This window comes from Nonomuraea sp. NPDC052116 (assembly GCF_040680035.1).
Classification (GTDB): Bacteria; Actinomycetota; Actinomycetes; order Streptosporangiales; family Streptosporangiaceae; genus Nonomuraea; species Nonomuraea angiospora_A.
In genome coordinates, this window is the sequence record NZ_JBFAWA010000017.1 from 20,931 (window position 1) to 40,842 (window position 19,912).

Here is a 19,912-nt window from a genome sequence, read left to right on the forward strand (position 1 = left end):
CTAATGTGCAGAGATGACCTTTCTGCGCGGATGGCACCCGCTCGCCGTGGACAGCGCGCTCGCCGCCGTCGTGGCCGTCATGCTGGCCGCCACCGTGCTGGTCACGCCACAGGCGGGCGCCCTGGACCTGGCCGCCGTCCTGGTCGGCTCGCTCTCCCTCGTCGCGTGGCGCCGCGCGCCCCTGGTGCCGCTGGTCGTCGGCACGGTCAGCATGCTCGTCTTCTCCGTGCACGCCCAGCCGGGCCCGCCCGCCGCCTTCCCCGTGCTGATGGCCGTCTTCGCCGCGGTGTGGGCCGGACACCGGCTGCTGCCCGCGCTGGCGAGCGCGGTGTTCCTGGGCGTCAGCCTGGCGATCAACCTGGCCACCGCCACCGGGCAGAGTCCCAAGGACATCGTCCAGGGAACGACGTTGCTGCTCGGCTGGTTCCTGGCGTCGGGGGTGACGGCGACGGTCACCCGGCAGCGGCAGGCGTACCTCGAGCAGGTCGAGCAGCGGGCCGTGGAGGCCGAGCGCACCCGCGAGGAGGTCGCGCGCCGGCGCGCGGGCGAGGAGCGGCTCAGGATCGCCAGGGAGCTGCACGACTCGCTCACGCACAGCATCTCGGTCATCAAGGTGCAGGCTGGCGTGGCCGTGCACCTGGCCCGCAAGCGCGGCGAGGACGTGCCAGGGGCGCTGCTGGCCATCCAGGAGGCCAGCGGGGACGCCATGCGCGAGCTGCGCGCCACGCTGGAGGTGCTGCGCGACACCGACGCCGCCGACGGCTCCGACGGCTCCGACGGCTCCGACGCGCAGGACAGCCGGCTCGACCGGCTCGACGATCTGGTGGAACGGGCCCGCTCGACCGGGCTGGCCGCCACGGTGACGATCTCGGGGGTACGGCACGAGCTGCCGCCCGAGGTCGACCGGGCCGCGTACCGGATCGTCCAGGAGGCGCTCACCAACGTCTCCAGGCACGCGGGCGGGGCGGCGGCGTCCGTACGCGTCGACTTCGGCGGCGACGAGCTGGTCGTGCAGGTGGACGACGACGGCCTGGCGAGCAGGGACGCGCCGCCCGTGCCCGGCGTGGGCCTGCTCGGCATGCGCGAGCGGGTCACGGCGCTGGGCGGCCGGCTGCGGGCCGAGCCCCGCCCGGAGGGCGGCTTCACCGTACGCGCAGAGCTTCCACTGGGGGAACCGACGTGATCCGCGTGCTGCTCGTGGACGACCAGGCACTCATCCGCGGCGGCTTCCGCGCCCTGCTGGAGGCCGAGGACGACATCGAGGTCGTGGCCGAGGCCGCCAACGGCGAGCAGGCCCTCGCCCTCGCCCTCGAACACCTGCCCGACGTGGCGCTCGTCGACGTCCAGATGCCGGTGATGGACGGCATCGAGGCGACCCGGCGCATCGCGGCCGACGAGCGGCTGAGCGAGGTCCACGTCGTGATCCTCACCAACTACGGCCTCGACGAGTACGTCTTCAACGCGCTCAGGGCGGGCGCGAGCGGGTTCCTGGTCAAGGACACCGAGCCCGCCGACCTGCTGCAGGGCGTCAGGGTCGCGGCCCGCGGCGACGCGCTGCTGTCCCCCGCCATCACCCGCCGCCTCATCGGCGAGTACGTGGCCCGCCGCCCCGAGCCGGACCCGCAGGGCCTGGAGGTGCTCACCAACCGCGAGCGCGAGGTGACCGCGCTGGTCGCCCGCGGCATGTCCAACGACGAGATCGCCGCGCACATGGTGATCAGCCCGACCACCGCGAAGACGCACGTCAGCAGGGCCATGACCAAGCTGCGGGCACGCGATCGGGCACAACTCGTGGTCTTCGCGTACGAGTCGGGCCTGGTGACACCGCGTCAGAGCTGATCGCGTGATGAAATGAGGCGTGAACATCATTTCGCGCGGTTTCCGCGGACGGCACCGGCCGGACGGCGACCGGGTGCCGCCGGGGCAGTACCTCGTCGACGACTTCCCCGTGCTGTCGGCCGGGCCGACGCCGCGGGTGCCGCCGGACCGGTGGGAGTTCGCCATCGACACCGAGGCGGAGCAGACCCACCGCTGGTCGTGGCAGGAGTTCATGGCACTGCCCAGTGAGACTCCCACGGTCGACATCCACTGCGTGACCAAGTGGACCAAGCTGGACACCACCTGGGAGGGCGTCTCGCTCGACGTGCTCTTCGAGGACGTCGAGACCGCCGCCGAATACGCGCTCATCTACTCGTACGGCGGCTACACCACGAACCTCCCGCTCGAGGACCTCCTCGACGGCAAGGCGTGGATCGTGCACCGCTTCGACGGCGAGGAGCTGGAGCCGCGGCACGGCGGCCCGGCCCGGCTGATCGTGCCGCACCTGTACTTCTGGAAGTCGGCCAAGTGGGTACGCGGCATCCGGCTGCTGAACGAGGACTGGCCCGGCTTCTGGGAGACCGCCGGCTACCACAACTACGGCGACCCGTGGCGCGAGCAGCGCTACGAGGGCGACTGAGGTGCGCCGCCTGGTCTGGCGGGCGGCCGAGCTCGCCGAGATCGTCACTGAGACCGCGACCGCGCGCACGCTGCGGTTCCGGGTGCCCGAATGGCCGGGGCACCTGGCGGGGCAGCACGTGGACGTGCGGCTGACGGCCGAGGACGGCTACACCGCGCAGCGCAGCTACTCGCTGGCCGGCCCCGCCGACGGCGACCTCGTCGATCTGACCGTGGAGACCGCCCCGGACGGCGAGGTGTCGCCGTACCTGACCGAGGTCATCGAGGTCGGCGACCAGGTCGAGCTGCGCGGCCCGGTGGGCGGCTGGTTCGTCTGGCGGCCGGAGAGCAAGGCGCCGGTCGTGCTGGTGGCCGGCGGGTCAGGGATCGTGCCGCTGATGGCGATGATCCGGGCTCGCAGGCAGGCGGGCAGCCGGGTGCCGTTCCGCCTGCTCTACTCGCTGCGTGACCCGGACCGCCGCTACTACGCCGAGGAGCTGCGCCGACCCGACCCGGGGCTCGACATCTCCTACCTCTACACCAGGTCCGCGCCGTCCGGCGTGTCCCGCCCGGCGGGGCGGATCATGCTGGACGACCTGGCCGAGGGCGGCTGGCCCGCGACCTTCGAGCCCGACTGCTACGTGTGCGGGCCGACGGGGTTCGTGGAGGCGGCGGCCGACCTGCTGCTCGCGCTGGGGCACGCGCCCGAGCGCATCCGTACCGAACGTTTCGGATAGGGGGAACTGACATGACCGCAGAACACCTCGACGGCAACGCGCTGGCGGGCCCGCTCGGAGAGATCTTCGCCGTGGACGTCACCGCCGCCACCGGCCGCTGCGCGAGCTGCGGCCTCGCGGGCCCGGTCGCCTCGCTCCGCGTGTACGGCCCCGACCCCGGGCTGGTGGCCCGGTGCCCCGGCTGCGAGGAGGTGATCCTCCGGCTGGTACGCGGCCCGGGCACGGCCTGGCTCGACCTGCGCGGCACGGTTTCACTGCGCGTTAACCTGCCCGACTGACGACGTTGGGGACAGATCGTTCCTCATGAAGGTGCCCGACTGAGTACACTCGGGCAGGTTCAACCGGCCGAGATCTGTACGGCGAGGCTCTTGGCCATGGGCGGCGACCCGCGGCCCCGTCCCTCTGGAGTCACGTGAGCAGCGGGCTAGTCGACGCGCCCCCGTCCGAACCGAGCGCGCCACCCCGGCGGCGCCGCCGCTGGCTGCGCTGGACGATCGCGGTCACCGTGACCGTGGTCCTCCTGGTCGCGGGCGTGGCCGTCGGCGTCTACGCGAAGCTGACCGGCAACGTCAAGCACATCGACGTCACCGCCGACGACCTCGGCGCCACCCGGCCGCCCAAGGTCGCGGGCACCGCCATGAACGTCCTGGTCGTCGGATCGGACCAGCGCGACGGCAAGAACGCCAAGTACGGGCACCACATCGCGGGTGAGCGCACCGACACGATCATGCTGGTGCACGTGTCGTCCAAGCGCGACAACGCGATGGTCGTCAGCTTCCCGCGCGACTCGCTCGTCCAGCTCCCCGCCTGCCGCGCCACCGGCGCCCTGCCCGGCCAGCGGCCGCACCTGGGCATGATCAACGAGTCGTTCAACTCCGGGGGCATCGCCTGCACCTGGAAGACGATCGAGACGCTCACCCACATCCGCATCGACCACTTCGTGAAGGTCGACTTCACCGGCTTCAAGAGCATGGTCAACGCCATCGGCGGCGTCGAGATCTGCCTGCCCGAGCCGGTGAACGACAAGAAGGCCCTGCTCCACCTGCCCGCCGGGCGGCAGACACTCACCGGCGAGCAGGCGCTCGGCTACGTACGCGCCCGCTACAGCATGGGCGACGGCTCGGACATCGGGCGCATCCAGCGGCAGCAGATGTTCATCGCGTCGATGGTCAAGAAGGTCATGAGCGGCGAGACGCTCACCGACCCCGCCAAGCTGCTGGGCATCCTCGACGCCGGCACCAAGGCGGTAACCACCGACCGCGGCCTGAACTTCGGCGTCATGAAGGACCTCGCGACCAGCCTCCAGGGCCTGAACGCCGGCCAGATCCGCTTCATCACCACCCCCTGGCACTACTCCCTCACCCAGCCCGGCCGGGTCGAGTGGGTGCAGCCGCAGGCCGGCCACCTGTTCCAGATCGTGGCCAAGGACCAGAGCGTCCAGGGCGTCAAGGGCGGCCAGGCCAAGGTGGGCCGTACCAAGATCCAGATCGAGCTCCGCAACGGCACCTGGCGCGGCGGCCTCGGCACCCAGGTGGCCGCCGCCCTGGAGCAGCGCGGCTACCACATCACCAAGATCGGCGACTCGGCCCGCAAGCCGCAGGCCAAGACCACCCTCCTGTACGGGCCCAACGGCGAGACCCGCGTCCCCACCCTCACCAACGACCTCCAGAACTCCACGCTGCGGAAGGTGGCGGGGGCGCAGACGAACCGGCTGGTGCTGGTGATCGGCTCGGACTGGACGGGGCTGAAGCCGTTGCGCGCGGACGACACGGAGTCGATCAAGGGCTTCGACGCCACCCACGACACCTGCGCCACCTGACCCCCGGCGCGGCGGGAGCGGTGGGGGGCGGGTGCGCGGTGTGGTGGGCCGGGAGCGGGGGTTCGGTGGCCGGGTGTGGTGGGGGTCAGAGGGCTTCGGAGAGGCCGCCGCCGTCGATGGCCGTGAAGCCGGCGTCCTCGATCAGCGGCACCACCGCCTTCTTGGCCGCCTCGTCGTCCCCCCAGTAAGGCATGTCGGCCCGCGACCCGCCCCGCTGCCCCGCCGTCCCCAGCGTCAGCAGTTCCTTCGAGTACTTCGTGTTGAACGTCCGCACCAGCCGGACCTCCGCCCCGAGCACGTGCTGCTGGTACTGCGGGCTGGTGAGCCCGCCAGGGACGGCGACCACCACGGACAGGCCGTCCCGTTCGGCGATCGGGTTGCTGGGGTCGACGACGATCTTGCCGGAGAGCGCGCCGTCGAGCTCCGCCGACACGGCGCGGAACGCCTCCCACCCCACCGCCAGCACGATGACCTCGCCGAACCGCGCGGCCTCGCTCGGCGTGCCGCCATCGGCCTGCCCGCCGGTCGCCGCCGTTGCCGCCTCCACGCGGCCGGGATCGGCGTCGCTGAAGAACACCTCGTGTCCGCCCGTCGAGAGCAGGCGGCCAAGAGGCACGCCGAGTCTTCCAGAACCCACGATTGCCACACGCATGTCTTGATCACCTCGTCACCGAAAGGAACCCACCAGACCCCGCCGGTGACATTCCTCCCCAGGTCAGAGGCTTGCTACGCGATGAGCGACGAGAGAGCGGCGAGGGAGTCGACGACCTGCCGGGCGTCGGGCGTGGCGGCCGGGTCGAGCAGCCACTGCAGCAGCAGCCCGTCGGTGATGGCGACCAGCACCGACACGAGCGCCTCGGGCGCCACCGGCAGGTCGATGTCGAACTGGGCGACGGCCCGGCGCACCATGTCGGCGCCAGCACGGCGACAGCGGGCGTACGACTCGGCCAGCCGTTCCCGCAGCACGCTCTCGCGCAGCGCCGCCGGGTAGCCCTCGACGAAGACCACGAGCTGCGGCCGCAGCTCCTCGAACCTGTCGACCAGCTCCGTCATGGCGCGCTCCAGCATCTCCCGCGCGCTGGCCGGCTCCGAGCTGAACATCGCCCGCTCGACCTCGGCGATCCACTGGTCGAAGAACTCGGCCAGGGCCTCGTTCAGCAGCGCGTCCTTGCCGCCGAAGTGGTAGCCGATGGAGGCCAGGTTGGTGCCTGAGGCGGCTACCAGGTCCCGGGCCGTCGTACGGGCATAGCCCTTCTCCTGCAGGCAGCTCACCGCTCCCGCCAGCAGTCTCTCCCGGTATCCACCGGCCTCTGTCCGTGCCACGTGATCCATGCTACAGATATATACAAACGTCTATGACAGACGTACGTATACAAGGAAAGGTCGGAAATGATTCCTCCAGGGCCGAGACTCCCCTCGGCGGTGCAGACGGCGTGGTTCATCCGGGACGCGCCCGGCATGCTCACCAGGCTTCAGCGCAAGTACGGGCCGATCTTCACGGTCCGCTTCACCGGCATCCCGCCGGAGGTCTACGTGACCACCGGGGAGCTGGCCGAGCAGATCTTCCGGACCGACCACGGCGGCGGGCGCGCGGGCGAGGCGAGGCGCGAGTTCCTCGCGCACATGGTCGGCGAGCACTCCGTCCTCACGCTCGACGGCGACCCGTGGTGGCGGCACCGCAAGCTGCTCAACCCGCCGCTGCGCGCCAAGCAGGTCGCCGGCTACCGCGACGACATCGCGGCCATAGCGGCGGAGCGGATCGCGACCTGGCCGCTGGGCAGGCCGTTCGCGCTGCGCGACCGCATGCAGGACATCACGCTGGAGATCATCATCCGGTTGATCTTCGGCATCCGGGACGCCGGGCGCGTCAGCCGGCTCCGCGCGCTGCTGCCCCACCTGATCGAGACCGGCGGGTCCCCGCTGATCCCCCTGCTCCCGGAGAAGTTCCGCAGGATCCCGTTCGGGCCCTACCCCCGGTTCGTACGGGTGAGCACCGAGGTGGACGCGATCCTGTTCGACGAGATCCGCCGCCGCCGGGCCGCCCCAGGAGGCACCGACGTGCTCGGCCGCCTGCTGGACACCGAGCTGGGCGACCATGAGATCCGCGACGAACTGATCACCATGCTCCTCGCCGGGCACGAGACCACCGCCACCGGCCTCGCCTGGGCCTTCGAACGGCTCCTGCGCATGCCCGAGATCCTCGACCGGCTCCCCGACGACGAGACCTACCTCGACGCGGTGGTCAAGGAGGTGCTGCGGGTCAGGCCGGTCGTCTACGAGGCGCCGAGAATGCTCGACGCCCCGCTACGGCTCGGCGAGTACGAGATCCCCGCCGGATGGTACGCCGGACCGTTCATCCCGCTCGTGCACCACGACCCCGCCGCCTTCCCCGAACCCGACGAGTTCCGCCCGGAGCGCTTCCTCGACGGGCCCCAGAGCAGGGCCTGGATGCCGTTCGGCGGCGGGCGGCGCTTCTGCGTCGGCGCGCAGCTGGCGCTGCTGGAGATGCGCGTCATCATCCGCGAGGTACTGCACCGCCTGGAGCTCACGGCGCCCGATCAGGCACCGGAGGCCAGGCGGCTGAAGAACGTCACGCTCGCACCCGCGAACCTGACCCGCGTCACTGCGCGCGCTCGGACTCCTGCTCGGACGCCGTAGGCGGATAGATCTCCTCGCTATGCGCATCGGCTCCCAACTCCTCGCGAAGCCGGTCATAGTCGATGCTGTGGTTGGTGTACTTCAGCTGGCGAGCGACCTTCGTCTGCTTCGCCTTGGCTCTTCCTCGGCCCATGGCTACTCCCTAGTCCCCGCTGTCATGCTATCCAACAACGTTACGACTTGAAGAATTATGCAACTGCGCTGGATTAGTCTGGGCTATATGCACGTGGAGGTCCACCAGGCCAAGGCCGACTTCTTCAGAACGCTCGGCCACCCCGCTCGCATCCGAGTGTTGGAGCTACTCCAGGAAGGGCCGCTTCCCGTCCGGGATCTGCTGGCCCAGATCGACATCGAGGCCTCGAGCCTCTCCCAGCAGCTCGCCGTCCTGCGCAGAGCGGGGATCGTGAGCGCGATTCGCGAGGGCAGCACCGTCGTCTACACGCTGGCCACACCCGAGCTGGCCGACCTGCTCGGGGCTGCCCGCAGGATTCTCACCGACATGCTCGCCGACCAGGGCGAGCTGCTCGCGGAGCTGCGAGCGGAGGTCACTTAGCAGGCGCCTGCCGCACGCGCTTGGGGTACCAGGCCGTGAAGACGGCGGGCAGAACGAATGTGAGCACCTTGATGGCGATGACCAGCGTCGTCGCGTGAGGTGAGACGGAAAGCACGAGCGTCAGGGAGGCCGCGGCGACGGTGAAGGCCGCCGCCCAGATCGTGGTGATCACCGCGTTGACGCGGTAGAACCGCGGGGTCTCCCAGACCTCCTTCGGCGCCATCGTGCGCGCGATGCCGAGCGTGAAGGGCCTGCGGATCGCCAGCGAGCCCCAGGCGGTGCCCGCCAGCCAGACGTTGACCAGCGCGGGGCCGTACGGCGTGAGCGGCGAGTGCGGGGCCACCAGCGACAGCGCCGTGAGACAGGCGAAGAACAGCGCCGCGCTGCTCTCGATCACCATCTCGTCCCAGGCCTTGCCCGCCCTGCGGTCGATGACGACGAGGCCGAGGGCGATGACGAGCCCGGTGATGGCGCCCCAGCGCCACTCGTCGCCGGTGGCGATGACCGCGTAGACGATCCAGGGCAGGAAGCCGAGCAGGCCGCGCATGGTGGGGTGTCCTTCCATATTCCTAAAGTGACATGTCGAAGCTAGAACCTCCTGCGCTGATATGTCAACATAGGAATATGAGCCTTCGACACGCCGTGCTGGGACTGCTCTCCGAGGGACCCGCGAGCGGATACGACCTGATGAAGATGTTCGACATCTCGCTGTCGAACGTGTGGCCCGCCACACAGAGCCAGCTCTACGCGGAGCTGGGCAAACTGGCCGACGCGGGTCTCGTGGACGTGTCGGCCGAGGGCCCGCGCGGCCGCAAGGAGTACGCGGTCACCGAGGCGGGCCTGACCGAGCTGCGCCACTGGATCACCGAGGTCGAGCCGACCAGGGTCCTGCGCAGCGACATGCTGCTCCGGGTGTTCTTCCTGGCCCAGGTCGCGCCCGAGCAGGCCCGCGGATACCTCCGCCACCAGGCCGAACGCGTCCGCAAGCACGTGGAGCACCTCGAGGGTCTCCGCGAGTTCCTCGAGAACCGCGAGGACAACCTCTCGGCGTACGGCCGGATCAGCCTCGAATACGGCCTGCGGCTGGGCAAGGCCCAGCAGGAGTGGGCCGAATGGGCCGAAGGTCAGATCCGTTAGGCTCTGGCGCATGGTCTCCGAGCTGTTCGATCCCAAGGCGTGGCAGGCGGTCGAGGGATTCGACTTCACCGACATCACCTACCACCGGGCAGTCGACCAGGGCACGGTGCGGATCGCGTTCAACCGCCCCGAGGTGCGCAACGCGTTCCGCCCCCAGACCGTGGACGAGCTCTACCGCGCGCTCGACCACGCCAGGCAGACCACCGACGTCGGCTGCGTGCTGCTCACCGGCAACGGCCCCTCGCCCAAGGACGGCGGGTGGGCCTTCTGCTCCGGCGGCGACCAGCGCATCAGGGGCAAGGACGGCTACCAGTACGCCGACGGCTCGGCGGCCACCGGGCGGCTGCACATCCTGGAGGTGCAGCGGCTCATCCGGTTCATGCCCAAGATCGTGATCTGCGTGGTGCCCGGCTGGGCCGCGGGCGGCGGCCACAGCCTGCACGTCGTGGCGGATCTCACCCTGGCCAGCGCCGAGCACGCCCGCTTCAAGCAGACCGACGCCGACGTGGCCAGCTTCGACGGCGGCTTCGGCTCGGCCTACCTCGCTCGGCAGGTCGGGCAGAAGTTCGCCCGCGAGATCTTCTTCCTCGGCGACACCTACACGGCGGCCGACGCGCACCGCATGGGCATGGTCAACGCCGTCGTCCCGCACGAGGAGCTGGAGCGCACGGCCCTGGAGTGGGGCCGCAAGATCAACGGCAAGTCGCCGACGGCGCAGCGCATGCTCAAGTTCGCCTTCAACGCGATCGACGACGGGCTCGTGGGGCAGCAGGTGTTCGCCGGTGAGGCGACGCGGCTGGCGTACATGACGGAGGAGGCCGCCGAGGGGCGTGACTCCTTCCTGCAGAAGCGCGAGCCCGACTGGTCGCCGTACCCCTGGCACTTCTGAACCGGCGTCCCCGGGCAGACTGGCGGTATGAAGATCAGGGTGCCGGAGGCGTTGACCGAGTCCCACGTGAAATACGACGGGGAGGCCGGTCGCGCCTGGTCCGCGGGGCTGCCCGCGCTGGCCGAGCGTTACCTGGAGGAGTGGGCGCTGCGGCTGGACGGGGAGCCCAGGCACGGGGTGGTGTCCCTCGTGCTGCCCGTCGTACGCGAGGACGGCACGAAGGCGGCGCTCAAGCTCCAGCCCGTCAACGACGAGAACGCCACCGAGGCCCCCGGCCTGCGCACCTGGGCCGGTGACGCGTCGGTACTGCTGCTCGACTCCGACCCCGGGACCGGCACCCTGCTGCTCGAACGCCTGGAGGCCGACCGCTCTCTGTCCGGCATGCCGGACGACATGAGGGCCCTGGGCATCCTCGCGGACCTCCTGGCCCGCCTGGTGTCCTACCCGGCGCCCGAAGAGATGCGCCGGTTGGGCGACATCGCCCGGGCCATGCTGGACGACGTGGACGGGGCCGTGGCGAAGCTGCCGCGCGAGAGCGACCGCCACTGGGTGCGCTACTGCGCGGGCGCCGTCGGCGAGCTCGTCTCCGAGCCGGGCGACCGGCTGCTGCACTGGGACCTGCACTACGACAACGTGCTGGCCGCCGACCGGGAGCCGTGGCTGAGCATCGACCCCAAGCCGCTGGCGGGCGACCCGGGGTTCGACCTGCTGCCCGCCCTGCACAACCGCTGGGACGACGTGGTCGCGTCCGGCGACGTGCGGCGGGCCGTGCTGCGCCGCTTCGACCTCATGGTGGACCGGCTCGGCCTCGACCCCCGGCGGGCGGCCGGGTGGACGCTCGGCCGGGTGCTGCAGAACGCCCTGTGGGACGTCAAGGACGAGGAGACCGAGCTCAACGAGATCGGCCTCGCCGTCGCCGAGGCCGTACGTCAGCGGATCTGAAGGACGATCTTGCCCTGGCCGTGGCCGGTCTCGATCTCCCGGTGCGCCTCCGCCGCGTCCTCCAGCGGGTACGTCCTGCGTACCGCGAATTTGAAGGCGCCCTCGGCGTACAGGCGGGCGTAGCGCCCGAGCCGCTCGGCGGAGCGCTGCCCCTGCACCACCCGGACGCCCAGCTCGGCCGCCTTGCCGTGCTCGACCAGCGTGACGATCCGGGCGCGGTCCTTGACCAGCTCGATCGATACCTCCAGCGCGTGGCCTCCGGCCCCGTCGAGCGCGGCGTCCACACCGTCCGGGGCGAGCGCGCGTACCCGGTCGGCGAGCCCTTCGCCGTAGACCACCGGGACGGCGCCGAGGTCGCGCAGGTAGTCGTGGTTGGCCTCGCGGGCCGTGCCGATCACGGTGGCCCCGCGCCGCCGGGCGATCTGCACGGCCGCCGTGCCCACGGACCCGGCCGCGCCGTGCACGAGCAGCGTCTCGCCCTCCGCGAGGCCGAGCCCGTCGATCGCCAGCTCGGCGGTCTGCACGCCCGAGGTCAGCCCGCCGGCCACCTCCCACGGCACCTCCGCCGGCTTGGGCGCCACGTCCGTCCCCGGCACCACGATGTACTCGGCATAGGCGTACAGCGCCGAGAACCCGAGCACCTCGTCCCCCGCGGACACCCCGGTCACCCCGTCGCCCACCTGGTCCACCACGCCCGCGAACTCGTTGCCCGGAATGCGCGGGAAGGGGGCAGGACCCATGTACGGCGGCAACCACCCCGCCCGTACGGCCGTGTCGAACGGCTGCACGCCGGCCGCGCGCACCCGCACCCTGACCTGGCCGGGACCCGCCTGCGGCGCGGGCAGCTCCATCACCTTCAGGACCTCCGGGCCGCCGGGTTCGGCGAAGGCCGCGGCTCTCATCACGTCAGTCATGACCCCAACCCTGCAACCTCAACCTAAGTGGAGGTCAAGCGGGGAAAAGTCACCAGACTTTTCGGGAACTTTCCGCTTTAGTCGCGCTTTATCTGTATATAGTCCGTCAGGACATCAACGGGGGATGGGCACACGGGGCGGGATGATCGAGTTCTTAGACACCGTACTGAGCTTTCCGACTGTCATTTTCACTTTCCTTCTCGTGGTGGTCATCGGCTATTGGCTGACCGTGATCACCGGGCTGTTCGAACTGGAAGATGACGCCACCTGGCTGGGCCTCGGGGGAGTTCCGGCCGGGATCGTGCTTTCGCTGTTGATTGCCCTGGCCTGGTTGCTCTGCCTGATAGGCAGCGTGGTGGCGAGTGGCGGCCTGCTGATCGCCGTCCCCTTCGCCGCACCGGCCGGGGCCTGGCTGGCCATCCGTGGCCTGCTGGGTCCGCTACGCAGGCTGTTCCCCGCCGGGGACCGGCACTCGCGTGGCGACTTCGTCGGCCAGATGTGTGTGATCCGCACCGGCGCGGCCACCCCTGACTTCGGCCAGGCCGAGGTCACGGCCGCCGACGGCTCGTCCGCGATCGTGCAGGTACGCACGACCGGCGAGGACCGCCTTGCCCGCGGCGACGACGCACTCATCTTCGAATACGACAAAGACGGCGAATTCTTCTGGGTCATGCCCTACGAAAGTGAGCACTGATGGACGTCATCTCCACCGGCTTCGGCGTATTTCTCGCCGTCATCCTGGTCATCGTGATTGGCCTGCTCGCCGTCATCGGCCGCCTTTTCCGCAAGGTGGATCAGGGCAAGGCACTGATCATCTCCAAGGTTAACAAAGTGGACGTGACGTTCACCGGCGCCGTCGTCTTACCGGTCGTCCACAAGGCCGAGACCATGGACATCTCGGTCAAGACCATCGAGATCGAGCGGACCGGCCGCGAAGGGCTCATCTGCCAGGACAACATCAGGGCCGACATCAAGATCACGTTCTTCGTCCGCGTGAACAAGACCGCCGAGGACGTCATCAAGGTCGCCCAGGCCATCGGCACCGTGCGCGCCAGTGACGAGTCGACGTTGCAGGAGCTGTTCAGCGCGAAGTTCTCCGAGGCGCTCAAGACGGCCGGCAAGCAGCTCGACTTCGTGGACCTCTACACCAAGCGCGACGAGTTCAGGGACCAGATCGTCCGGCTCATCGGCACGGACCTGAACGGTTACAGCCTCGAGGACGCCGCCATCGACTACCTCGAGCAGACCTCGCTCCTGCAGCTCGACAAGAGCAACATCCTCGACGCGCAGGGCATCCGCAAGATCACCGAGCTGACGGCGATCGAGCACGTGCGCACGAACGAGTTCCAGCGCAACGAGGAGAAGGAGATCACCCGCCAGAACGTCGACGCCCGCGAGGCCATCCTGGAGCTGCAGCGCCGCCAGGCCGACGCCGAGCTCAAGCAGCGGCGGGAGATCGAGACCGTCAAGGCCCGCGAGGAGGCGGAGATCGCCCGCGTGCAGGCCGAGGAGCGGCTGCGCGCCCAGAGCGCCAACATCAAGGCCGACGAGCAGCTTGGCGTGCAGAACGAGAACCGCGCCCGTGAGATCGCGGTCGCCGAGAAGAACCGCGAGCGCGTGATCGCGATCGAGTCCGAGCGGATCGAGAAGGACCGCGTGCTGGAGGTCATCGCCCGCGAGCGGGAGACCGAGCTGTCGCGCATCGCCAAGGACAAAGAGGTCGAGACCGAGAAGCGGACCATCGCCGAGGTCATCCGCGAGCGCATCGCGGTCGACAAGACCGTGGCCGAGCAGGAAGAGAGCATCAAGCGGCTGCGCGTGGTCGAGGAGGCCGAGCGCACCCGCCAGACCGTGATCATCGCCGCCGAGGCCGAGGCCCAGGAGAACCTGGTCAAGGACATCAAGGCGGCCGAGGCCGCGGAGGCCGCGTCCAAGTTCAAGGCGCGCGAGGAGCTGGTGCTCGCCGAGGCCAGGCAGCAGGCGGCCGAGCTGGAGACCAGGGCCAAGATCCGGCTGGCCGAGGGCATCCAGGCCGAATCGGCCGCGGCCGGGCTGGCGGAGGTGCAGGTCAAGGAGCGCGACGCGGAGGCCATCGAGAAGGTCGGCCGCGCGGAGGCCCTGGTGCTGAAGGAGCGGCTGGCCGCCGAGGCCGAGGGCGCCAAGTCCATGGCGCTGGTCGAGGGCGACCGGCTCAAGGCGCAGGCTGCGGGTGAGCAGGCGATGGCGCTGGCCGGGGCGGCCGCGGTGGGCGAGAAGCTCAAGGCCGAGGCCGAGGGTCTCACGCAGAAGGCGGCCGCGATGGCGGCGCTGGACGAGGCCAGCAGGGCGCACGAGGAGTACCGCCTGCGCCTGGAGGCCGACAAGGAGATCCGGCTCAAGCACATCGACGTGTCGCGGCAGGTGGCGGAGTCGCAGGCCAGCGTGCTGGCCGCCGGTCTCGCCAAGGCGAACATCGACATCGTCGGCGGCGACACGATGTTCTTCGACAAGGTGGTCGGGTCCATCACCGCGGGCAAGGTGGTCGACGGGTTCGTGGACCACTCGGAGGTCGCGGGCGCGCTGGTCTCGCCGTACGTGAACGGCTCGGCCAGCCTGGCGACCGACCTGGCGAACGTGATCGGCGGCGTGCGTACCGAGGACATCAAGAACCTGACCGTCTCCGCCCTCCTCATGCGGCTCATCCAGGACGGCGGCCCGCAGGCGACGGCGCTCGGCGAGCTGCTGGAGACGGCCCGCAGGCTCGGCGTGGCCGACTCCCCCGTGGCGGCGCTCGCCGGGGCCGCTCGGTGACCCAGGTGACCCAACTGGAGGCGGGGACCTACGAGGTCCTCAGGAACAGGCTCCAGGCCCAGGCCAAGACCCTGACGGCGGCGGTCGAGGCGCTCAACGGGGCGCGGCTGAAGGTGTTCGGCGGCGCGGAGCTGCGCCTGCTGGGCACCGAGCGGATCCGCACGGAGAACAACTGCGTCCCCAGGGACATCGTCTCCCTGGGCGACGTGATGCTCTTCGGCTACAACGTCTTCATCGGGCTGAAGCCGGAGACGGCGGTGGCGGACGTGTTCGCGGTGCACCGGTTCTCCAGGGACGGTGACGCGTTCAGGTTCGACGCCGACAAGCTGGAGACGCTGGACGATCCGGCGTTCAAGAAGGACTTCGCCGAGCTGTACCGGTACTACAAGGAGACCAGGCTGCAGCAGCTGCGGCGGGTCGAGGGCAAGCTGCTGGCGGTGTTCCAGACGGGGCCGGCGGACCTGCGGGTGCTGCGGTGGACGGTCGACAACGGCGGAGTCCCGAAATATGTGGATAACCGGGGGGAGCGGGACCACACCTTCCCCCCGTCCCACGACTTCGAGTGGACGCCGACCACGCGCGACGACCACGTGCTCGGACGGCACCCGCACATCTCGATCGAGGGAGAGGTGTTCGTCGAGACGGTCGGCGGCGACCTGACCATCAAGATCGAGAACAACACGGAGACCGGCGCCGGCATCTACGCCGAGCCGGTCGCCGAACAGCTGCAGAGCCTGGCGGACGCCGACGTCGAGTACGCCAGGGTCGGGCCGCTCGTCCTCATGCGGATCAGGCCGTACAAGGAGACCGAGCGGCGCCACCTGGTCTTCAACACCCGCACCAAGGCCGTCATCAGGCTTGACGGCCTCGGCCAGGCGTGCCAGCGCCTGCCCGAGGACCAGGGGCTGATCTTCCCCGGCGGCTACTACCTGGCGACCGGGGCCAGCAAGACGTTCGACACGGACGTGGCGGACCTGGAGTTCGAGCGGGTGGTCCGCTCGCCCAACGGCGAGGACGTCCTGTACGTCTTCCACGCCAGAGGCGACGGGCGCTCGCTGCTGCTGCCGTACAACGTGATCAGGAAGGAGGTCGCCAACCCCATCGTCTGTCACGGCTACTCGCTGTTCGACGACGGCACGATGGTGGTCTTCCGCGCGACCTCCGACGAGCCCACCCGGGTGCACCCGATGCAGGTCTGGCAGACGCCGTACGTCTCCGACACGTACGCCGCCGCCCAGCCCGCCGGGACGGGGCCCCTGGAGCGCATCGGCAACGCGGAGCTGGTGCGCGGCATCTCCGACTGCCTGTCCGTGTCGCGGATGGTCGAGGAGATGGCGGCGTCCGCGGGGACGTTCGAGGGGCTGATCGCGGCCTGCACGCGGACGTTCGACTCCTACCACTGGCTGGAGGAGCACGGCCTGAGCGGGCCGCTCGCCGACGTGCGGGCCACGGCCGAGCAGGTGCTGGACGAGTACGAGAACGTCGAGCAGCTCACCCGCCAGGCCGCGGAGGCGCTCACCGCCGCCTCCGAGGAGACCACCCACCTGGTACGCGAGGCGCGGGGGGACAGTCCGGTCACCGCGGACGCCTGGGTCGACACGCTGGCCACGCTGCGGCGGGCCCAGGGTCGCCTGGTGACGTTGCGCGAGACCCGCTACATCGACCTGGCCGGCCTGGACGCGCTGTCCTCCTCCGTGACGGAGGAGCTGGCGTCCGTCGGCCGGCGGGCAGTCGAGTTCCTGCAGGGCGCGGAGGCGTTCACCGCCTACCACGCGGCCGTCGAGGAGCTCGCCGCCGGGGCGGCCGCGATCGGCACGGTCGCGGAGGCCGCCCCCGTGGCGGACCGGCTGGCCGCACAGGCGGAGGGGCTGGAGGTGGTGACGGAGGTCGTCGGCTCGCTGGACATCGCCGACGCGACCGTACGCACCTCCATCCTGGGCCGGATCGCCGAGGTCCTCGGCGGGGTGAACCGGGCGCGCGCCATCCTGGACGGGCGCCGGCGCGAGCTGCTCGGGACGGAGGGGCGGGCCGCGTTCGCCGCCGAGTTCGCCCTGCTCGGCCAGTCCATCACGGGCGCGCTGGCGATGGCGGACACCCCGGCCAAGTGCGACGAACAGCTCGGGCGGCTGATGCTGCAGCTGGAGACCCTGGAGTCGCGCTTCGGCGAGTTCGACGACTTCGCGGCGCAGCTGTCGGCCAAGCGGGAGGACGTCTACGAGGCGTTCTCGGCCCGCAAGCAGACCCAGCTCGACGACCTCGCCCGGCGCGCCGACCGCGTCTTCGCCTCCGCCGAACGCATCCTGGGCAGCATCACCCGCCGCCTCGGCGCCCTCGCCTCCCTGGACGATGTCAACACGTACTTCGCCACCGACCCGATGGTGGCCAAGGTCCGCTCGGCCGCCGTCGAGCTGCGCTCGCTCGGGGACGCCGTACGGGCCGAGGAGCTGGACGGGCGCGTCAAGTCGGCCCAGCAGGAGGCGGGCCGGGCCCTCCGGGATCGCCTCGACCTCTTCTCCGACGGCGGGGAGACGCTCCGGCTCGGCCGCCACCGCTTCGCCGTCAACACCCAGCCCATCGACCTGACGCTGGTGCCGCACGGGAGCGGGTCAAACGAGCCCGGAAGCGGCCGTGAGCATGAGCGCGTGTCCATGCACTTCGCGATCACCGGGACCGACTACCGCTCGCCGGTGCCCGCCTCCTTCGCCGACACCCGGCCCTTCTGGGACCAGCTGCTGGTGTCGGAGACGCCTGAGGTGTACCGGGGCGAGCACCTGGCCGCCTCGCTCCTGGACTCCCTCTCCCCCGGGGCCGCTCTTGAGGACGCGGTGCGGCAGGCGGTGGAGTCGCGCTATGACGAGGGGTACGAGCGCGGGGTCCACGACCACGACGCCGCTGCCATCCTGGACGTGCTGGTACGGCTGCGGTCGGGGGCGGGGTTGCTGCGGTACCCGGCCGAGGTGCGGGCGGCGGCGCAGCTGTTCTGGGCCTTCGGGTTGGACGAGGTTTCACGTAAAACATTCACCACGCGCGCCGTGTCGCTCGTCCGCGCCCGCGCCGTCTTCGGCCCCACCCCTGCCCTGGACTCGCTGGCGGTCGAGCTGGAGACGTTGATCGCGGACTTCCTCGGCGGCCTCCGCACCCCAGCGACGGACCCCACCGTCGGCACGGGGGCCGGGCTTGCGGGGGAGTATCTCGTCGAGGAGCTGGGCGGCGGCCCGTTCGGGTTCGTGACCGGCAAGGCGGCCCGTGACCTCCTGGACGGCTTCCGCCAGGCCCTGGGCCCGGCCAAGCTGCGGGAGTTCGAGGACGAGCTCAAGAGCGTCCCGCTCCCCGAGCGCCTGCAACTGGCCCACGCCTGGATGGCCGCCTACCACCAGGGTCCCGAGGTGGCGGAGGCCATCGCGGTGCAGCTGTGCGACGTCCCCCGCCACGACTCCAGCGCCGCCGTCCAGGAGACCGTGGACGGCCTCCTGGGCGCCCACCCCCGCATCAAGGACCGCAAACTCGACATCCGGCTGGACGAGCTCCTCACCAGGACCCGCCGCTTCCGCCAGGAGCGTGTCCCGGCGTACCGGGCCTACCAGCGGCGCAGGAGCGAGCTGGTCGAGGCCGAGCGCCACCGCCTGCGCCTGGACGAGTACAAGCCCAAGGTCATGAGCGCCTTCGTGCGCAACCGCCTGCTCGACGAGGTGTACCTGCCGCTGATCGGCGACAACCTGGCCAAGCAGCTCGGCGCGGCGGGCGCGGGCAAGCGTACCGACCAGATGGGCCTCCTCCTGCTCATCTCACCGCCCGGCTACGGCAAGACGACCCTGATGGAGTACGTGGCCAGCCGCCTGGGCCTGGTGTTCGTCAAGGTGAACGGCCCGGCCCTGGGCCACGAGGTGACCTCGCTGGACCCGGCGGACGCGCCCGACGCGACGGCCAGGCAGGAGGTGGAGAAGATCTCGTTCGCGCTGGAGACGGGCAACAACACGCTGCTCTACCTCGACGACATCCAGCACACCTCGCCGGAGCTGCTGCAGAAGTTCATCTCGCTCTGTGACGCCCAGCGGCGCATCGAGGGCGTGTGGAACGGCCGCACCCGCACGTACGACCTGCGCGGCAAGCGGTTCGCGGTGTGCATGGCGGGCAACCCGTACACCGAGTCCGGGCAGCGTTTCCGCATCCCCGACATGCTGGCCAACCGCGCCGACGTCTGGAACCTGGGCGACGTCCTGTCGGGCAAGGACGACCTGTTCGCGCTGAGCTACGTGGACAACGCGCTGACCTCCAACCCGGTGCTCGCGCCGCTCTCCGGCCGCGACCGCGCGGACGTCGAGCTCCTCGTACGGCTCGCCAGGGGCGACACGACCGTCCAGCCCGACCAGCTCCGTCACCCGTACAGCAAGCCGGAGCTGGACCAGATCCTCAGCGTGCTGGCCAAGCTCGTACGCGTCCAGGAGGTCGTGCTGGCCAACAACCAGGCCTACATCGCCTCGGCCGCCCAGTCCGACGCGGCCCGCACCGAGCCCCCGTACCGGCTGCAGGGCTCGTACCGCAACATGAACAAGCTGGCCGAGCGCATCGTCCCCGCCATGAACGACGCCGAGCTGGAAGCGGTGATCGACGACCACTACCTGGGAGAGGCCCAGACCCTGACCACGGACGCCGAGGCCAACCTGCTCAAGCTGGCCGAACTGCGCGGCCGCCTCACCCCGGCCCAGGCCGGACGCTGGGCGGAGATCAAGACCGCCTACCTCAAGGCCAAGGCCCTGGGCGGCGCCGACGACGACCCGATGGCCCGGGCCGTCGGCGCCCTCGGCCTGCTGGCCGACCGCGTGAGCGAGGTCGGCACCGCCATCCGCGAAGCCGACCGCGTGGGCGAGGTGGACACGACCGTCCGCGAAGCCGACCGTTAGGCCACCGGCCCCGGCTCGCTCGCCCTGGTGCGGTGGCCCGTGATCCCACCCACCGGCCGCCACACCGGGGCCCCATCCCGCCGACCCCGGTGCGCCGTGTGCAGGGTGTCCGCGCCGGAGGTCGCGCGTGATGGCG

19 protein-coding genes are annotated in these 19,912 nt (G+C 70.6%); 14 read left to right on the forward strand and 5 right to left on the reverse strand.

What is annotated here, in order from left to right; genetic code table 11:
- Positions 1-13: 13 nt before the first annotated feature.
- The 6 genes from AB0L65_RS29920 (at position 14) to AB0L65_RS29945 (ending at position 4,992) form a co-directional block, all read left to right on the forward strand.
- The gene (locus AB0L65_RS29920) at positions 14-1,183 is read left to right on the forward strand and encodes a sensor histidine kinase (RefSeq protein WP_364251693.1); all 1,170 of its coding nucleotides are present in this window, start codon (positions 14-16) and stop codon (positions 1,181-1,183) included.
- Complete coding sequence (locus AB0L65_RS29925) at positions 1,180-1,839, forward strand: response regulator transcription factor (protein ID WP_350723993.1); 660 nt, start codon at positions 1,180-1,182, stop codon at positions 1,837-1,839. Before AB0L65_RS29920 ends, AB0L65_RS29925 begins: the two co-directional genes overlap by 4 nt.
- 19 nt (positions 1,840-1,858) lie before the next feature.
- A complete protein-coding gene (locus AB0L65_RS29930; RefSeq protein ID WP_364251696.1) occupies positions 1,859-2,458 on the forward strand; it encodes a sulfite oxidase-like oxidoreductase in 600 nt (199 codons plus the stop codon).
- Between the two features lies 1 nt (position 2,459).
- On the forward strand, positions 2,460-3,173 hold the full coding sequence (locus AB0L65_RS29935; RefSeq protein ID WP_364251699.1) for a ferredoxin reductase: 714 nt from the start codon (positions 2,460-2,462) through the stop codon (positions 3,171-3,173).
- An 11-nt stretch (positions 3,174-3,184) separates the two neighbouring features.
- A complete protein-coding gene (locus tag AB0L65_RS29940; protein ID WP_185069447.1) occupies positions 3,185-3,451 on the forward strand; it encodes a DUF6510 family protein in 267 nt (88 codons plus the stop codon).
- 134 nt (positions 3,452-3,585) lie between these two features.
- Positions 3,586-4,992 carry an LCP family protein gene (locus AB0L65_RS29945; protein WP_364251701.1) on the forward strand — a complete coding sequence of 469 codons (1,407 nt, stop codon included), beginning with the start codon at positions 3,586-3,588 and terminating at the stop codon, positions 4,990-4,992.
- 85 nt (positions 4,993-5,077) lie between these two features.
- Here AB0L65_RS29945 and AB0L65_RS29950 read toward each other — a convergent pair whose 3' ends face one another.
- Complete coding sequence (locus AB0L65_RS29950) at positions 5,078-5,644, reverse strand: NAD(P)-binding domain-containing protein (protein ID WP_364251704.1); 567 nt, start codon at positions 5,642-5,644, stop codon at positions 5,078-5,080.
- A gap of 74 nt (positions 5,645-5,718) precedes the next feature.
- Positions 5,719-6,315, reverse strand: a complete 597-nt coding sequence (locus AB0L65_RS29955; RefSeq protein ID WP_364251707.1) for a TetR family transcriptional regulator C-terminal domain-containing protein — start codon at positions 6,313-6,315, stop codon at positions 5,719-5,721.
- Positions 6,316-6,381: 66 nt separating this feature from the next.
- Here AB0L65_RS29955 and AB0L65_RS29960 point away from each other — a divergent pair, with 66 nt between their 5' ends.
- A complete protein-coding gene (locus AB0L65_RS29960; protein WP_364251710.1) occupies positions 6,382-7,650 on the forward strand; it encodes a cytochrome P450 in 1,269 nt (422 codons plus the stop codon).
- Here AB0L65_RS29960 and AB0L65_RS29965 read toward each other — a convergent pair.
- A complete protein-coding gene (locus tag AB0L65_RS29965; protein ID WP_364251713.1) occupies positions 7,613-7,783 on the reverse strand; it encodes a DUF3073 domain-containing protein in 171 nt (56 codons plus the stop codon). The two genes, AB0L65_RS29960 and AB0L65_RS29965, sit on opposite strands and share 38 nt — an antisense overlap.
- Positions 7,784-7,870: 87 nt before the next feature.
- On the opposite strand from AB0L65_RS29965, the gene AB0L65_RS29970 reads away from it, so the two are divergent.
- Positions 7,871-8,203, forward strand: coding sequence for a metalloregulator ArsR/SmtB family transcription factor (locus tag AB0L65_RS29970; protein WP_090938046.1), 333 nt, complete (start codon positions 7,871-7,873; stop codon positions 8,201-8,203).
- Here the strand turns inward: AB0L65_RS29970 and AB0L65_RS29975 are convergent.
- Positions 8,196-8,768, reverse strand: coding sequence for a hypothetical protein (locus tag AB0L65_RS29975; protein ID WP_364251716.1), 573 nt, complete (start codon positions 8,766-8,768; stop codon positions 8,196-8,198). The genes AB0L65_RS29970 and AB0L65_RS29975 overlap by 8 nt on opposite strands.
- Before the next feature lie 59 nt (positions 8,769-8,827).
- Between AB0L65_RS29975 and AB0L65_RS29980 the strand changes: the two genes are divergently transcribed.
- Genes AB0L65_RS29980 through AB0L65_RS29990 form a run of 3 tightly spaced genes read left to right on the forward strand, consistent with a single transcriptional unit; the run spans position 8,828 to position 11,171 of the window.
- A complete protein-coding gene (locus tag AB0L65_RS29980) occupies positions 8,828-9,340 on the forward strand; it encodes a PadR family transcriptional regulator (RefSeq protein WP_364251719.1) in 513 nt (170 codons plus the stop codon).
- Between the two features lie 10 nt (positions 9,341-9,350).
- Positions 9,351-10,229, forward strand: coding sequence for a 1,4-dihydroxy-2-naphthoyl-CoA synthase (locus AB0L65_RS29985; RefSeq protein WP_355193061.1), 879 nt, complete (start codon positions 9,351-9,353; stop codon positions 10,227-10,229).
- 27 nt (positions 10,230-10,256) lie between these two features.
- Positions 10,257-11,171: an aminoglycoside phosphotransferase family protein gene (locus tag AB0L65_RS29990; protein ID WP_364251723.1), complete on the forward strand. Its 915-nt coding sequence runs from the start codon at positions 10,257-10,259 to the stop codon at positions 11,169-11,171.
- On the opposite strand, the gene AB0L65_RS29995 is transcribed toward AB0L65_RS29990, so the two are convergent.
- Positions 11,159-12,085: an NADP-dependent oxidoreductase gene (locus AB0L65_RS29995; protein WP_364251726.1), complete on the reverse strand. Its 927-nt coding sequence runs from the start codon at positions 12,083-12,085 to the stop codon at positions 11,159-11,161. The genes AB0L65_RS29990 and AB0L65_RS29995 overlap by 13 nt on opposite strands.
- A 142-nt stretch (positions 12,086-12,227) precedes the next feature.
- Between AB0L65_RS29995 and AB0L65_RS30000 the strand changes: the two genes are divergently transcribed.
- The 3 genes from AB0L65_RS30000 to AB0L65_RS30010 are packed head-to-tail and all read left to right on the forward strand — an operon-like array spanning position 12,228 to position 19,776.
- Entirely contained in the window at positions 12,228-12,779 is a 552-nt protein-coding gene (locus AB0L65_RS30000) for a hypothetical protein (protein WP_364251729.1), read from the forward strand.
- Positions 12,779-14,875 carry a flotillin family protein gene (locus AB0L65_RS30005; protein WP_364251731.1) on the forward strand — a complete coding sequence of 699 codons (2,097 nt, stop codon included), beginning with the start codon at positions 12,779-12,781 and terminating at the stop codon, positions 14,873-14,875. Before AB0L65_RS30000 ends, AB0L65_RS30005 begins: the two co-directional genes overlap by 1 nt.
- A gap of 5 nt (positions 14,876-14,880) precedes the next feature.
- Positions 14,881-19,776 carry a DNA repair ATPase gene (locus tag AB0L65_RS30010; RefSeq protein ID WP_364251734.1) on the forward strand — a complete coding sequence of 1,632 codons (4,896 nt, stop codon included), beginning with the start codon at positions 14,881-14,883 and terminating at the stop codon, positions 19,774-19,776.
- Positions 19,777-19,912 lie beyond the last annotated feature (136 nt).